Here is a 13,737-nt window from a genome sequence, read left to right as displayed (position 1 = left end):
TCGCCACCGAGGTTATACTCGACCCTCAATGAAGGTGTACACAAAAGGGGGCGATACCGGCGAGACCTCGCTCTTCGGTGGAGAACGTGTGCGCAAGAATGCGCTGCGCGTCCAGGCCTTCGGCGAGATCGACGAGTTGAACGCCGTTCTCGGACTGGCTCGAAGCGCGATCGGCGAGGCCGATCTGGACAAGCAGATCCGAGTCTTGCAGACATCGCTGTTCGATCTGGGAGGAGAACTGGCCACTCCGGGTGCGGATGTTCGCGAGGGGCAGGGCAAGCTCGTATCTCGTGTGAATCAGGAGGACGTGGACGAGATCGAAGGCTGGATCGACGCTTTCGAGACCGAACTCGAACCGCTGGTGAATTTCATCCTGCCCGGAGGAGATCGAGGTGCGGCCTTCCTTCATCTGGCGAGAACCGTCTGCCGCCGGGCGGAACGCCGCGTGGTCGAGTTGAGCGAGAACGAAGCCGTCGACGAGGTCGTTTTGCGCTATCTGAATCGGCTGTCGGATCTATTGTTCATGATGGCGCGAGTTGCGAATCGCCGCGCGGGTGTCGAGGAATCTCAATGGGTCGGAAGGAAACGATGAACGCCGCGGATTACGCAAGGCTTCTCAAAGAGATCGGGGCCGTCGAACTTCGCACCGATCCAAAGCAGTGGTTCACATGGGCTTCGGGAAAGCGCTCGCCGATCTACTGCGACAATCGCATTCTCATGTCTTGTCTGGAGGAGCGACGCATCATCGCCTCGGCGCTTGCCGAAGCCGTGCGCACGCGTTTCCCCGATGTTCAGGTGCTCGCCGGTACCGCGACGGCCGGAATTCCGCACGCGGCCTGGGTCGCGGAAATCCTCGATCTGCCCATGGTCTACGTGCGCGGCAGTGCCAAGGAACACGGCAAACAGAAACAGGTCGAAGGTCGCCCGCTCTCGGGTGAACGCGTGGTCGTGATCGAAGATCTGGTCTCGCTCGGGGGCAGTGCAATCAGCGCGATTGAGGCACTACAACGGGAAGGTGGCAAGGTGATCGGTCTGCAAGCGATCTTCACCTACGGCTTTGCCGCCGCGGACGAGAAGTTCGAAAAGATCGGCGTGCCCTGGCAGACCATCACGAGTTACGAAGCCCTGCTCTCGACGCTGGACATCGACGAAGCTACGTCGAAAATCCTGCTCGACTGGCGAGACCAGTAAAACAGTCGAGGGCACTGCCCGCGGAGGACTCACACAGTTCCCGCAGCGCGTCGTTTCCGCCCAGGCGTTCGACACCCTCGCCACCGAAGCGTCGCTGGTACAGTTCCATGGCCCACGCCACTCGACTCTCGCTGCGCCTGCGCGTGAGTTCCGATGAGGCGTCGAGGTGTGCCCGGTGCGCGCGCAGTGTTTCGGCGAGTTCTTTGACTGCGATGCCCGAGAGCGCGCTCACGCCGAGTACGCGGGGAGTCCAGTCTCTCGGATCATCGGCCACGATCGCCAGCATCGACTCGAGGTCTGACTTCGTGCGCTCCGCGAGGACGCCCAGATCCCACTTGTGCACGACCAGCACGTCGGGAATTTCCAGGATGCCCGCCTTCATGAACTGCAATGTGTCACCTGATCCAGGCTGCAGGACGAGCACCACCGAATCGGCGACCGTCTCCACGTCGATTTCCGATTGACCCACGCCCACGGTCTCGACCAGGGTCCAGTCGAATGCGGCGCGCAAGACGACGACCGCTGCGCGGGTGGCGGGCGCAAGACCGCCGAGTTGGTCGCGGGCCGCCATCGAACGCACGAACACGCGCTGGTTTGCGCCGAAGCGCAGACGAGCGCGATCGCCCAGCAATGCGCCGCCCGAACGCCGACTGGTGGGATCGATCGCGACCATGCCTGCGCCGAGCCCCGCGTCCAGCCAGAGCTGGATCAGCGCACCCGCGAGCGTCGACTTGCCCACGCCCGGTGGCCCGGTCAGTCCGACCACCGTGTGTTCACCGGGCGTCTTCGCCTCCAGCCGACCGATCAATGCGCGTTGAGTCTTCAGCGCACCCGGGCGCGTATCCTCACAGCAATCCAGCGCCGCCGCGATGGCTGTGTGGTCCGCATCGAGGACCCCCTGGACGAGCGCGTCCAGGTCTTCTTCAGGCAATGCCGTTGGCCTCGGCGACGATCTCGACCATCTCGGCGATGATTCGCCCGACGTCGAAGTCGCGCGGTGTGTACACGGCTGCCACCCCTTCGGCGCGCAGCTTGGCCGCGTCCTCCTCGGGTATGATGCCGCCGACGACGACCGGGATCTCGGCGCGGCGCGCGATCTCCGGTACCAGTGAAAGATGAGATCCCGACAGGATCGACAGGCCGATCAAGTGGACACCCTCCTGTTGGGCCGACGTCAGGATTTCGTCGGGCGTGAGCCGGATGCCTTCGTAGACCACTTCCAGACCCGCGTCGCGCGCAAAGATGGCGATCTGTTCCGCTCCACTGGAATGTCCGTCGAGTCCCGGTTTGCCGACGAGCGCCTTGAGCCTGCGACCCAGTTGAGCGGAGACCTCGTCCACCCGTCTTCGCAACTGGCTGATGCGATCGCTTTCCGCGAGTCGCAGTGGTGCGTCGACACCGGTCGGAGCGCGGTATTCGCCGAAGATCTGGCGCAGCGTGTCGGCCCACTCGCCCGTAGTCACGCCTGCATGGGCACAGCGAATCGAGGGCGGCATCACATTCTCGCCGTTCTGCACGGCTTCGCGTAGTTCCGCCAGAGCGCTGTCTACGTCGGCCTGACTGCGCCTGGCGCGATGGGTGTTCAGTCGTTCCAACTGTTCGCGCTCTGCGGATTCATCGACACTCAGGATTCCACCGCTGGCACCTTGGGTCAGCGGGGAAGGCTCGCCGTCTTGCAGACTGTTCACGCCTACCACGGTGCGCTCGCCTGACTCGATGTCTGCAACACGCCGGGCATTCGACTCAACCAGTTGTCGCTTCAGATAACCCGATTCGACCGCGACTACAGCCCCGCCCATTTCCTGGATGCGCTCGATCTCCTTCCAGGCGGCTTCTTCCATGGCGGCCACGTTTCGCTCGATGACGACGGAGCCTTCGAAGATGTCTTCGTTCTCGAGCACGTCGGTCTCGTGAGCGAGGATCTGCTGGATGCGCAGCGACCACTGTTGATCCCAGGGGCGCGGCAGCCCCATGGCTTCATTCCAGGCGGGGAGTTGTAGCGCACGGCAGCGCGCATCACGCGAGAGCGTCACGCCCAGAGCTTCGAGTACGATGCGCGGAATATTGTTTTCGGGCTGGTTCTCGGTGAGTCCCAGCGAATTCACCTGAACTCCGTAGCGGAAGCGACGCATCTTCGGATCTTCGACGCCGTAACGCTCGAGACCGATACGATCCCACATGCGCGTGAATGCGCGCACCTTGCAGATTTCTTCGATGAAGCGGATGCCGGAGTTGCAGAAGAACGAGATCCGGCCGAAGACCGCGGGCATACGCTCGGCGGGAAGCCCGATCGAGTCGAGCACCGACATGGCATTGGCCAGCGCGAAGGAGATCTCCTGAACCGGTGTGGCTCCGACTTCCTGCAGGTGATAGGAGCAGATATTGATCGGGTTCCAGCGCGGTACTTCGTCGACGGTGAACTCGATGATCTCCTTTGTGAGGCGCATCGAAACCTGTGGAGGAAAGATGTACGTCCCGCGCGAGAGATACTCCTTGACGATATCGTTCTGCGTCGTACCCGAAAGCGCATCCCGGGCGATACCGAGCCGCTCGGCGCTGGCGATGTACAGAGCGAGCAGCCAGGCGGCCGGGGCATTGATCGTCATCGACGTGTTCATCTGATCCAGGGGGATGTCCTGAAACAGCGTCAGCATGTCTTCGATCGAGCTGATCGGCACTCCGACTTTGCCGACCTCGCCCGCGGCCAGCGGGTGGTCGGCGTCGTATCCGGTCTGGGTCGGAAGATCGAAGGCGACCGACAGGCCCGTCTGACCCTTGGCCAGGTTGGACCTGTAAAGGCGATTGGAGGCTTCGGCGGTGGAATGGCCGGAATACGTGCGAAAAATCCAGGGGCGGTCGCTCATGATCGCCTAGCTTAGCAGTCCCGCGGCTGGGCTTCCCCGCCCCGAGGTCCGGCTTCCCCGCCCCGGTCTCGGCCCCCGCCGGGCACCCGGCTCCGAGAGGCTTCTGCGACGGGATCGATCAGGCGTCTATCGGGAGAGAGGCCCTGAAGGCCCGCTTGATTGCAGCCGGTCTAGCGGGGACGCAGAGTAGATTCGAGACCCCGGCATCGAGTGCGCGGATGACGGTATCCCTGGTCGGCTCCGCCACACAGAGCACCAGGGGGACTCGCCAGGTTTCGCTGGCTTCTCGCAGCCGACGGCACAGCGCGAGCACACCCTCTTTTTCGCTGGACAAAAAGATGGCTGTGGCGTTCGCAAAGGCCTCTTCGATTTCCTCATCCTCGCTCGAAACCGCTTCGACCTCGCTGCCCGTACTGGCGAGCCCAGAGGTGAGGGACTCGCGCAGCTCATCATCGAGGTCGAGTAGCAAAATGACCGGATCTGCGGCGCCGCTGCCCTGCTCTTCGCCGGATCCGAACAGAGTCGCTCCCATGCGGAAGAACAGATTCACGCTCGGTCCGCCGGGAATGGTGAGCGGTGCCGCTCCCACCAGACAAGGACCTTTCGAGAAGCTGTTTTCTCCGGGTTCCGCGGCAGGCCACCACTCCCCGACCTCGAATCCCAACTCTTCTTCGAAGTGTGTTTTCGTCGATTCGCCGATGCCACTCGCGGCCAGTTTCAGCAACTCACCGATCGGTTCGAGATCGTCATCGCCGACTTCGTCCTTCGCGTCGGGGTCCTCGACACCACTCATGCGTCGGCTGAAAGCGACGACTTCGGCCAGGGCGCTCACGATTTCGATATGCGCAAAGGTGGTTTCGTCGCGTTGGACGGCGATTCCGAGCACCGCGAGCTCACCTTCGGGAGCTTCGGTCTCGGCTTCGATCTCGGGATCGCCCACTTCGAGTTCGACGCCGAGTGCAGGCCCCAGCTGCGCGGCCGTTCCTTCGAGCAGGGCCCTCACCAGCGGTTCGGCGGAATCGACCAGATCCTCGTTTTCGGACTCGCTCATGCGCCTCGCTCCTCGTTTGCGGCGCGCAAGACCACGATGTCTACGCGCCGATTCATCTTTCGCCCCGCTAGCGTCGTGTTGGACACCATGGGTCGCTGGTCGGCAAAGCCCGCCGCGGAGAGCCGGTAGGCGGAAATTCCAGCCCGTTCAAATACCGACAGGACTTCGACTGCGCGCAGTACGGACAGGTGCCAGTTCGAGCGATAGACTCGGCTCGATACCTTGGCGTCGTCGGTGTGTCCTTCGATGCGCACATGATTCGGAATTCCGGACAGCATTTCGGACACGCGATGGATCGTCTCTACGGCCTTCGCCGAGATACGCCTTTCCCCCGAATCGAAGAAGAAGGTGTCGGCCAGACTGATGACCAGGCCTTCTTCGCTCTGACGCACGCGAATACCGTCGGGATCGCCGGTGGTTTTCGCGATCTCGTTCACGCGGTTGCCGAGCACCTCCATGCGGCGTTCTTCCTCGACTTCCTGGTGCTCGGTGCTGATGCCATTGCCGGCCGGACCCAGTTCGTCGAGTGCGGCCGTTTCAAATACACCCGGCCGCGCGACTCCCGAATCGACGACGGCGTCGCCGAAGGACGCGCGCAACGACTCTGCCAGGCGTTCCGCTTTCTTTACGTCGGTCACTGACATCGCGTACAGCGTGGTGAAGAACGCAAACAACAACGTGATGAAGTCGGCGTAGGAGAGGATCCAGCGATCCTGCGTTCCACTCGAAGTGTTCTTGGGTCTGCGGCGTGCCATGTCAGCGGCGCTTTCCCCGCTGCGTCTTGCCCTTCGAATTCTCGGATTTGGGCTCCGCACCGACGTAGTGAAGCAGGTGCTTCTCGATCTCCAGCGGGTTCACGCCTTCGCGAATTGCGCAGACGCCTTCCAGGATCATTTCCTTGCGCAGGGATTCTGCTTCGATCTGGGTCTTCATCTTTCCGGCGATCGGCAGGAAGATCAGGTTCGCGGTGCCGACCCCGTAGACGGTCGAAACGAAGGCCACGGCGATTCCCGATCCGAGTTTCGAGGGATCCGCCAGGTTCTCCATTACCTGGATCAAGCCGAGCACCGCTCCCAGGATGCCCAGAGTCGGTGCGTAGCCACCCGCTGCTTCGAAAAAACGCGGTCCCGGTTCTCTGAGCATCTCGTCCTGCTCGATCGCCATCTCGAGCATGTTGCGAAGCGCGACTGGATCGTGGCCATCGACGAGCGCCTGAACCGCCTGGGTCAGGAAGGGATCCTGGAATCGGGCCGCCTCGCCTTCCAGGGCCAGCAAGCCGTGACGCCGAGAGATGCGCGCGAGTTTGACGATTCCCTCGACGAGCGAGACCGGTGGCCGCCCAATCTCGGTGACCACGAGACGAAGCTGGCGAACGGCGCGCTTCAGGTCTTCAGCGGGAAACTGGGCAATCACGGCGCCGAGGGTTCCGCCTACCACGATGACGGCAGCGGTCAGTTGTGACACCGAGGCGATGCTCCCGCCTTCGAGGAGGTGTCCCCCGGCGATGCACGCGATTCCGATCGCAATCCCGATCAGAGTCGTCACGATTGAACCCACTTCCTCATACTGTGGGATATCGGACACAGGACCTCGTCCAGTGAATTCTTTCAATCAGATTGGAATTCCGGTCGAGCGCCGGGACCGGACAGCGTTACCTTCAGGGACCATGCTGTTTCGTTCTGTTGCCACGCGCGCCCGACTTACTCTCGCGATCGCCTTCGTCTGCTCGGCGGGGCTTCTGGCGAGTCCGAGTGTTACGGCCGAGACCGGTTCACAAGAGACCGGTTCACAAGAGACCGGGTCACAAGAGATGGGGTCGCGGGAGGCGGGACAGCGCGCCTACGATATTTCCAGCAATCTGATGAGCCCGTGGTGCCCCGGCACTCTGCAGCATTGCCCGAGTCCGAATGCAGGAGCCGCGCGCGATCAGATTCGCGCCTGGATCGATGCGGGCCTCAGCGATGAAGAGATTCTCTCCCGCGTGGAGTCGAGTTTTGGCGATCGCGTGAAGCCGATCCCGAAGAGCGCCTGGGGCTGGGGCAGCCCGGTCGTGATCCTGGTCGTGGGTCTGGTCCTGCTGGGCTTTGCGATCTCACGCACGATCCGAGCCCGGGGCCAGGAAGAGGCCGAGATCGATCCCGCGATTGCCTCGGAACTCGAGGCGGCGCTGCGCGAGGAAATCCCGGAAGATTGACGATGAGGGCCCCTCCCACGCGCCTGTCGGACACGCGCACGGTGAGAGGGCCAACCAATCAAACTCTGCGTCCAGGGTCGATTGGCTCGGCACGATGGGGTCGGTGAGCGGTGACGTCGAATCGGACGACCATCCCGCGCCGGTGGTCCCTCGAACCTCTCCCAGCTTCTGATCGGTCCCGGTCGTTATGGGAAGGGCCCCCGCGCCAAGGAATCGGCACCCCCAACCAACAACTCAAGAGCGGTGGTCCGAAGATTGGGTCTGGCCTCATCGAGAGCCCGGGGCACTGCTGAGGCACTCGAAACGCGCTCCGCGACGTTGCCAAGCAGCCTCGTCTCGGGTTCCTGGGCATCAAACCCATTCTTCAGACCACAACTGACACTTTGGGGGGGCGGAGTTGCCGGTCGTTGGCCTCCGAAAGGGAAGTGGACTACCTCCCGATCCCCAGGCCAGATCCAACGCCTGTAGGCAGAATCCGCTTCAAGCTCGTGCTCCGCAGCGGGAATCGCTGCCCGAGCCGTCGTTCCCAATAATGATCGGCACGACTCCTGCTAATCCCATGTGTTGACTGGTGGAACCGATCGTGCGCTGGAGCCGGAGTCGAGGCACTCCCAATTCCCTCCATTCCTTCCCAGGAACGCACCGAGAAATCGGTGCAGAAGCTGAATGATTCCAGCTTCGGCGCACGGCGGATCCTGGTCGTCCGATCCCGTCTCTCGGGTGTCGGCCCCCGCTCAGCTCGGAGCTTCGTCGTCCGTCATCGCCTTTACAGACAAGGCGTGGATCTCGCTTCCGAGTTCCGCGCGCAACACGTCGTACACCATCCGGTGGCGAGAGACGCGATTTCGATCGCGGAAGGCTTCTGAGACGATCGTCACGTTGAAGTGACCGCCACCTCCTCTTGCACCCGCGTGCCCGCGGTGCTGGTGGCTCTCGTCTTCGATGCGCAGAACGGTTGGCGCAAACGCGTCGCCAAGAACGCTTTCAATGCGCGCAACACGCTTCCTTCCGAGTTCTTCTGGATTGCTCGTCGACAATCGGACGCACCTTTCGCGAGTGAAACCGCTGAAGACGTGCAGGGTAGCGCACTCGCGGAAACCTCGAGCGCGCGCGCAACTTGTCCGGGTTCGCCGGTTCTTCCTCGCATACAACCACGAGGAGAGAGGCATGAGCCTTCGGAAGATCAAGGGAAAGGGATGGTCGGTACTCGCTGCGAGCGCCGTGTTGTGCATCGCGGGTATCGCGAGTGCAGTGCTCATCGAAGGACGCGGAGAGCTGGCCGCCGCAGGTGACGGACTGGCGGTGGTGACCATGCGCGGCGTGGCGAACATCGCGGGTCTTGGCATCGCGATCGTACCCGAGCGGAAGATCGAAGAACTCGACGGACAAGGGCGCGTTACACCCCTCGACGGTGGACGTGTTCTGCTCGAAGGCTTCGGTCGTGTCGTACTCGCCAGCCCAAACGAGGTCATGCGCTTCAAGGCCGCGGGCGCTCGCCTGCGCCTGCGCGCCAGGGGAGCCGGAGTCGCCCGCCTGAAGGGGCACGGACGAATCTGGACCGACGATGCAGACGCCCCCTGGAACCCGGACGTAGATGTGGAGTTCAGCGACCCAAGCACCGACTGACTCGCGCTCACAACCCACTGGCGGCGGGCAGAGCCCGTCGCCAGTCAACCGCCACCCTTCGATCTGCGAGAGCGAATCGGTACTGCCTCGCCAGTTCGCGTGGTGGACAGAAATGCGAGCTAGGTAATTGCCTTCCAGATGCGATCCGCCTCGCGCATCGCCACGGGACCGATGATCGAGAGTGCAAACACGTACATCACCGTCAGGGCCACGATGTCCGATCCTTCGTGTGCGACACCCGCAGCAAGCCCCGCGATCAGAATCGAGAACTCGCCCTTTGGCACGAGGGAAAGGCCCACGACAGCAGATTGCGCAGGGGTGTGTCCCGCAGCTCGACCCGCCAGATAACCGCCCACCGACTTCGTGGCGATGCCGAGCAGGATCAGGACGATCGCCGGTGCCGCGACGGCGACCATGCTGGCGGTCTCGATGCCCATGCCGAAGGAAACGAAGAACAGTGCGGCAAACAGTGTCTGGAACGGATGCAGGGTGCTCGCCGCCCGTTCCTTGAGTTCGGTACTGCCGAGTACGACACCGGCCAGAAAGGCGCCGATCGCTTCAGAAAGATTGACGGCGATGGCCGCGGAGGCCACCAGAAGGACGAAGGCGAACAGCAATAGGGTGAAGCTCTCGTCGGTGCGCGTCGCGAGCATGCGCGCGAGTGGCTCCTGCAGCTTTCGGGTCAATACGATGACGAGCACGCCTACGAAAACCAGCGCCGAGAGCAGCGACACGGCGTAGTCAATCATGTCCATGGACTGTGAGCCGCCGATCGCCAGTGCGTTGAGCAATAGCAGATAGCCGGCGATGGCCAGATCTTCGAAGACCATGATTCCCAGAATCGTTTCGGTTTCGGGCCGGGTGGCGCGGCTGAAGTCGGCGATGCATTTGGCGACCACCGCGCTCGAACTCATGTACAGAATCCCCGCCAGGAACAGGGACTCGATCCAGCCCCAGCCCAGGGCCAGGCCCGCCAGCAATCCGATCGGGAAGTTGAAGATCAGGTCGATTCCGCCGGCCAGTGCGAAGCGCCGAGGGGTCTGCGCCACCGAACCGACGGAGAATTCCAGCCCCATAGAGAACAGCAGGAAGACGATGCCCAGCGAGCCCAGGAACTCCACGACTTCGTTCGTCTCGATTACCGTGCCGAGTGCCAACCCCGAAGCGATGTACAGCGGAACGACGGGGAAGCGCAGCCAGATCGACGCTGTTGCGGCGAGACCGAGAACCCCGAACAGGAGCGCAAACTGGAAGAGGTGTCCTTCCAACGCGGGCTCTAGGGGGTGTCGCGGGGAGGCGAGAAGGTCTCGAGAAAACGGTCGACCTGATCCCGTCGACCGATGATCACCGCCGTATCGTCGGCTTCGAAACTGGTTTCCGGCGGCGGGTTCAGCAGCGAGCCTCCTTCGCGCAGCAACGCGATCACACTCACACCGGTGCGCGCGCGCACGTCGGAGCTGATCAGGGTCTTGCCGACGAGTGCGGAATCCCCGTCCAGCTTCACCCATTCCAGGCTGAACTCGTCGAGCAGGAGTTGCTTGCGCGGATCCTCCTCCGGGACCTCGCCGTGCGCGAGGATGCGTCCGAGTTCGCCGGCCTCCTTGCCCTGCAAGGTCAGGATCGAGCTCGTGTTGCCTTCTTCATCGCTTCGCGCCAGTTCCCAGTTGCCCGAGCGATGTTCCACGACCACGAGTTCATCCCCCGTGGCCAGGTCGAGTGTGTGCTTGGTTCCGACGCCGGGAAGCTCAGTCTCACGGGTTGCCATTCGAGTCTCCGTGCCGGGTGGGCTCCGGGGTTTCCGGCAACTCGACCCAGATGATCGTTCCACCGCAGGCGGATTCGCTGATGCCGATCGAACCGCCGTGATCGTCGACGATCCGCTGGCTGATGTAAAGGCCGATGCCCGTGCCTTCGCCCGGTTCCTTGGTGCTGAAAAACGGCGCGAAGACCTGAGGGCGAATCGCCTCCGGAATTCCGGGTCCGCTGTCTTCGAATTCGACTCGCACGCCGTCTGGCGTGTCGCTCGTTCGCACCACGATCCGGCTCTCGTCGCCGTCCGGACAGGCATCGATCGCGTTGTTGATCAGGTTGAGGAACACCTGTCCCAGCTTCGCGCGATCAGCTTCGATCAGCCGCGAGGCCCGGTATTCGCGCACCAGTTCGGCCCGGGCCGAGAGCGGCCGGGAGACCAGACGCAGTGTGGAATCCAGGACCTCTTCGATCGGCATGGGTGCCGTCGAGCGCTCGGATCCGCGGCTCAGTGAAAGCAGATCGCGGACCAGATCGCGGATGCGCACCGCGCCCTCGGAGGCGTCCTCGATTAGTTCGTCCAGCAATTCGACCCCGCCGGCGGCTTCGATCTTGCTCTCGATGTCGGCGATTTCCGTTTCCGCCGCATCTCCCAGGCATTCGCTCAGCCGATCCCGGTACACCTGAAGCGCCGAACGCATGGCTCCGGACAGCCGTTCCAACTCTTTCAGGTTCCCCAGCACGTAGGTGATAGGGTTGTTGATCTCGTGGGCGACGCCCGCCACCAGCGTGCCAATCGACGCCAGGTGCTCGGCGATCATCAATGTGGTGGGATCTGGCTGCGTTTCCCCGCCGGGCGAAAAGCCGGGCCGATTCGCTGCTCTGGATGAGGTCCCTGCCATCTGGAGTGCCTATCGGCAGCGAGGGGTGGATTCCTGGACGACTTCGCGTCAGGCTGTCGCTGACGTCATCTACAGTCGAGGTTGGCCGGAACGTCTCCGAGGGCCTCGCAAGTGCCGCCTCGCCAAATTTGAGCGCGGCACCGCCGGTCCGGAACGGGCCAGGCGCTAGACAACGCTATCGATCAAAGGGGAAATCATGAAGCGAACGCGTGTTCTCGCGATTGTACTATTTGCGTTGACCGGGGTTGCCTGCCAGCAGGTCGACTCCGGCGGTCAAGGTGTCCTCTTCAAGCGTTTCGGCGGCGGTACGAGCAAGGAGATCTTCGGCGAAGGCGTACACATCGTTCCGCCGTGGAACTACATGGTCGTCTATGACGTCCGAACGCAGGATCGCCCGGAGAAGCTGCACATCCTGACCAGCAATGGCCTGTCCGTCGACATGGACCTGTCGATCCGCTACCGGCCGCTCAAGCCTGAGCTTCCGACACTGCACCAGACGGTGGGTCCGCGTTACTACGACACGATCATCAAGCCCTCCGTTCGCAGCGAGGTGCGGAAGATCGTCGGAAACTATACGCCCGAGGAGATCTACTCGACCAAGCGCGACGAGGTCGGGGACGCGATCGATGGGGGCGTCAAGAAGGCCCTGATGGGCCGACATGTCGAGGTCGAGGCCGTCTTGATTCGCAACGTCGATCTGCCTGAGAAGCTGCAGCACGCCATCTCGGAGAAACTCGAAGAAGAGCAGCGCTCCGAGAAGATGCAATTCACGCTCGCGCGCGAACGCCAGGAGGCCGATCGAAAGCGCATCGAAGCGCAGGGAATTGCCGACTTCCAGAAGATCGTCTCGCAGGGCATCAGTGATCAGTTGCTGCGCTGGAAGGGTATCGAGGCCACGGAACTGCTGGCCCAGAGCCAGAATTCCAAGGTCGTGGTGATCGGTTCGGGAGACGGCGGATTGCCGTTGATTCTCGGAGGCGCGAACTGAGCGACGGCCCCCGCACCATCTTGCATGCGGACATGGACGCGTTCTTCGCGGCCATCGAGCAGCGCGACAATCCCGAATACCGCGGAAAACCCGTCCTCGTGGGGGGAGGGTCCACCCGCGGCGTCGTGGCGGCGGCGAGTTACGAAGCCCGGGAGTTCGGGATCCACTCGGCCATGCCGAGCGTCGAAGCCCGGCGTCGCTGTCCGCACGCGATTTTCGTACGCGGTCGGATGTCGGTGTACGCGACGGAGAGCAAGCGCATCTTCGAGATCTTTCGCCGTTACTCGCCGCTGGTCGAAGGGCTCTCGCTCGACGAGGCCTTTATCGATCTGACGGGAACCGAGAAGCTGCTCGGACATCCGGAAACCGCGGCGGCGAATCTGCGGGCCGAAGTGCGCCGCGAGACCGACCTGGCCGTGTCCACGGGCATCGCGCCGGTGAAGATGGTCGCGAAGATTGCCAGCGACCTGGCCAAGCCCGACGGCATGTTGAGCGTGAGCTCGGAGCGCGTGCGGCCGTTCCTCGATCCGCTTCCGGTCGGGCGCATCTGGGGGATCGGACCGGTGGCGCGCACCCGCCTCGAGCGCATCGGCGTGGCGACGATCGGCGATCTGGCGCGCACGAGTGACTCGGCCCTGGAAGCGGCGCTGGGAAACTGGGGACCGGCGGCCGCGCGGCTCGCTCGGGGCGAGGACACCCGCGAAGTCGAATCCTATCGCGAGGCGAAATCGTATGGCGAAGAAAATACCTTCGGCGAGGACATCGCGGATCGCGGACGTCTGGTGACCGCCATCCGCGCGCATTCGGAGGCGGTAGCGCGACGACTTCGCCGCGATGAAGTGCGCGGCCGCACCATCACCTTGAAGCTCAAACTCGCTCGCAGACTCGGCGCGGGCAAGTTTCCCCTGCTGTCGCGCTCGACCACGCTAGGGGAGGCCACCGACGATGGTGCGCAGATCGCCGGTGTCGCCCGCGAACTTCTGACGCGCTCCGGTCTTTCGGAACCGGTTCGACTGCTCGGTGTTTCTCTCTCACAGCTCGAACCTCGCGGGGTCGAGCAACTCGGGCTGTTCGAGACCCCCGGGCGCAGCAGGCGCAAGCTCAATCACGTGGTCGACGAGATTCAGGATCGCTTCGGTCGAACTGCGCTGGAGCGAGGAATTGCTCCGGTC

15 protein-coding genes are annotated in these 13,737 nt (G+C 63.1%); 6 read left to right on the top strand and 9 right to left on the bottom strand.

The features are described from left to right. Window positions 1–28: 28 nt before the first annotated feature. Both GY725_02090 and pyrE read left to right on the top strand, forming a co-directional pair. On the top strand, window positions 29–592 hold the full coding sequence (locus GY725_02090; protein ID MCP4002965.1) for a cob(I)yrinic acid a,c-diamide adenosyltransferase: 564 nt from the start codon (window positions 29–31) through the stop codon (window positions 590–592). Next, complete coding sequence (gene pyrE, locus GY725_02085) at window positions 571–1,191, top strand: orotate phosphoribosyltransferase (protein ID MCP4002964.1); 621 nt, start codon at window positions 571–573, stop codon at window positions 1,189–1,191. Before GY725_02090 ends, pyrE begins: the two co-directional genes overlap by 22 nt. Here pyrE and GY725_02080 read toward each other — a convergent pair. The 5 genes from GY725_02080 to GY725_02060 all read right to left on the bottom strand — a co-directional run bounded on the left by GY725_02080 (window position 1,154) and on the right by GY725_02060 (window position 6,654). Continuing rightward, a complete protein-coding gene (locus GY725_02080) occupies window positions 1,154–2,122 on the bottom strand; it encodes a hypothetical protein (GenBank protein MCP4002963.1) in 969 nt (322 codons plus the stop codon). The two genes, pyrE and GY725_02080, sit on opposite strands and share 38 nt — an antisense overlap. After that, on the bottom strand, window positions 2,115–4,055 hold the full coding sequence (locus GY725_02075) for a protein meaA (GenBank protein MCP4002962.1): 1,941 nt from the start codon (window positions 4,053–4,055) through the stop codon (window positions 2,115–2,117). The genes GY725_02080 and GY725_02075 overlap by 8 nt, the downstream gene beginning before the upstream one ends. Window positions 4,056–4,173: 118 nt before the next feature. Then, window positions 4,174–5,106 (bottom strand): hypothetical protein, encoded by a 933-nt coding sequence (locus GY725_02070; GenBank protein MCP4002961.1) that lies wholly within the window; start codon window positions 5,104–5,106, stop codon window positions 4,174–4,176. After that, window positions 5,103–5,861 carry an OmpA family protein gene (locus tag GY725_02065; protein ID MCP4002960.1) on the bottom strand — a complete coding sequence of 253 codons (759 nt, stop codon included), beginning with the start codon at window positions 5,859–5,861 and terminating at the stop codon, window positions 5,103–5,105. Before GY725_02065 ends, GY725_02070 begins: the two co-directional genes overlap by 4 nt. Before the next feature lies 1 nt (window position 5,862). Further along, window positions 5,863–6,654, bottom strand: a complete 792-nt coding sequence (locus GY725_02060; GenBank protein ID MCP4002959.1) for a flagellar motor protein — start codon at window positions 6,652–6,654, stop codon at window positions 5,863–5,865. A 49-nt stretch (window positions 6,655–6,703) separates the two neighbouring features. Between GY725_02060 and GY725_02055 the strand changes: the two genes are divergently transcribed. Then, window positions 6,704–7,300 (top strand): hypothetical protein, encoded by a 597-nt coding sequence (locus GY725_02055; GenBank protein ID MCP4002958.1) that lies wholly within the window; start codon window positions 6,704–6,706, stop codon window positions 7,298–7,300. A gap of 734 nt (window positions 7,301–8,034) precedes the next feature. Here GY725_02055 and GY725_02050 read toward each other — a convergent pair. Further along, window positions 8,035–8,469 (bottom strand): BolA family transcriptional regulator, encoded by a 435-nt coding sequence (locus GY725_02050; protein MCP4002957.1) that lies wholly within the window; start codon window positions 8,467–8,469, stop codon window positions 8,035–8,037. Between GY725_02050 and GY725_02045 the strand changes: the two genes are divergently transcribed. Continuing rightward, window positions 8,468–8,926: a hypothetical protein gene (locus GY725_02045; protein ID MCP4002956.1), complete on the top strand. Its 459-nt coding sequence runs from the start codon at window positions 8,468–8,470 to the stop codon at window positions 8,924–8,926. The two genes, GY725_02050 and GY725_02045, sit on opposite strands and share 2 nt — an antisense overlap. A gap of 119 nt (window positions 8,927–9,045) precedes the next feature. Here GY725_02045 and GY725_02040 read toward each other — a convergent pair whose 3' ends face one another. The 3 genes from GY725_02040 to GY725_02030 are packed head-to-tail and all read right to left on the bottom strand — an operon-like array spanning window position 9,046 to window position 11,577. Then, window positions 9,046–10,194, bottom strand: a complete 1,149-nt coding sequence (locus GY725_02040; protein ID MCP4002955.1) for a cation:proton antiporter — start codon at window positions 10,192–10,194, stop codon at window positions 9,046–9,048. A gap of 8 nt (window positions 10,195–10,202) precedes the next feature. After that, window positions 10,203–10,691, bottom strand: a complete 489-nt coding sequence (locus tag GY725_02035) for a cation:proton antiporter regulatory subunit (GenBank protein ID MCP4002954.1) — start codon at window positions 10,689–10,691, stop codon at window positions 10,203–10,205. Then, window positions 10,678–11,577 (bottom strand): HAMP domain-containing histidine kinase, encoded by a 900-nt coding sequence (locus GY725_02030; protein MCP4002953.1) that lies wholly within the window; start codon window positions 11,575–11,577, stop codon window positions 10,678–10,680. Before GY725_02030 ends, GY725_02035 begins: the two co-directional genes overlap by 14 nt. Before the next feature lie 196 nt (window positions 11,578–11,773). Between GY725_02030 and GY725_02025 the strand changes: the two genes are divergently transcribed. Then, window positions 11,774–12,565, top strand: coding sequence for a prohibitin family protein (locus GY725_02025; GenBank protein MCP4002952.1), 792 nt, complete (start codon window positions 11,774–11,776; stop codon window positions 12,563–12,565). A 32-nt stretch (window positions 12,566–12,597) separates the two neighbouring features. After that, on the top strand, window positions 12,598–13,737 hold a 1,140-nt coding region (locus GY725_02020), incomplete at its 3' end, for a DNA polymerase IV (protein ID MCP4002951.1).

This window comes from bacterium, from assembly GCA_024226335.1.
Taxonomy (GTDB): domain Bacteria; phylum Myxococcota_A; class UBA9160; order SZUA-336; family SZUA-336; genus JAAELY01.
The sequence above is the reverse complement of the archived record's forward strand: the minus strand, read 5'-3'. Positions and strand labels throughout refer to the sequence as shown.

Excerpts from the sequence above, each read along its gene's own strand:
- GY725_02070 (MCP4002961.1), bottom strand. The coding sequence starts at position 5,106 with ATGAGCGAGTCCGAAAACGAGGATCTGGTCGATTCCGCCGAACCGCTG.
- GY725_02050 (MCP4002957.1), bottom strand. The coding sequence starts at position 8,469 with ATGCCTCTCTCCTCGTGGTTGTATGCGAGGAAGAACCGGCGAACCCGG.
- GY725_02045 (MCP4002956.1), top strand. The coding sequence starts at position 8,468 with ATGAGCCTTCGGAAGATCAAGGGAAAGGGATGGTCGGTACTCGCTGCG.
- GY725_02030 (MCP4002953.1), bottom strand. The coding sequence starts at position 11,577 with ATGGCAGGGACCTCATCCAGAGCAGCGAATCGGCCCGGCTTTTCGCCC.
- GY725_02025 (MCP4002952.1), top strand. The coding sequence starts at position 11,774 with ATGAAGCGAACGCGTGTTCTCGCGATTGTACTATTTGCGTTGACCGGG.
- GY725_02035 (MCP4002954.1), bottom strand. The coding sequence starts at position 10,691 with ATGGCAACCCGTGAGACTGAGCTTCCCGGCGTCGGAACCAAGCACACA.
- GY725_02065 (MCP4002960.1), bottom strand. The coding sequence starts at position 5,861 with ATGGCACGCCGCAGACCCAAGAACACTTCGAGTGGAACGCAGGATCGC.
- GY725_02075 (MCP4002962.1), bottom strand. The coding sequence starts at position 4,055 with ATGAGCGACCGCCCCTGGATTTTTCGCACGTATTCCGGCCATTCCACC.
- pyrE (MCP4002964.1), top strand. The coding sequence starts at position 571 with ATGGGTCGGAAGGAAACGATGAACGCCGCGGATTACGCAAGGCTTCTC.
- GY725_02090 (MCP4002965.1), top strand. The coding sequence starts at position 29 with ATGAAGGTGTACACAAAAGGGGGCGATACCGGCGAGACCTCGCTCTTC.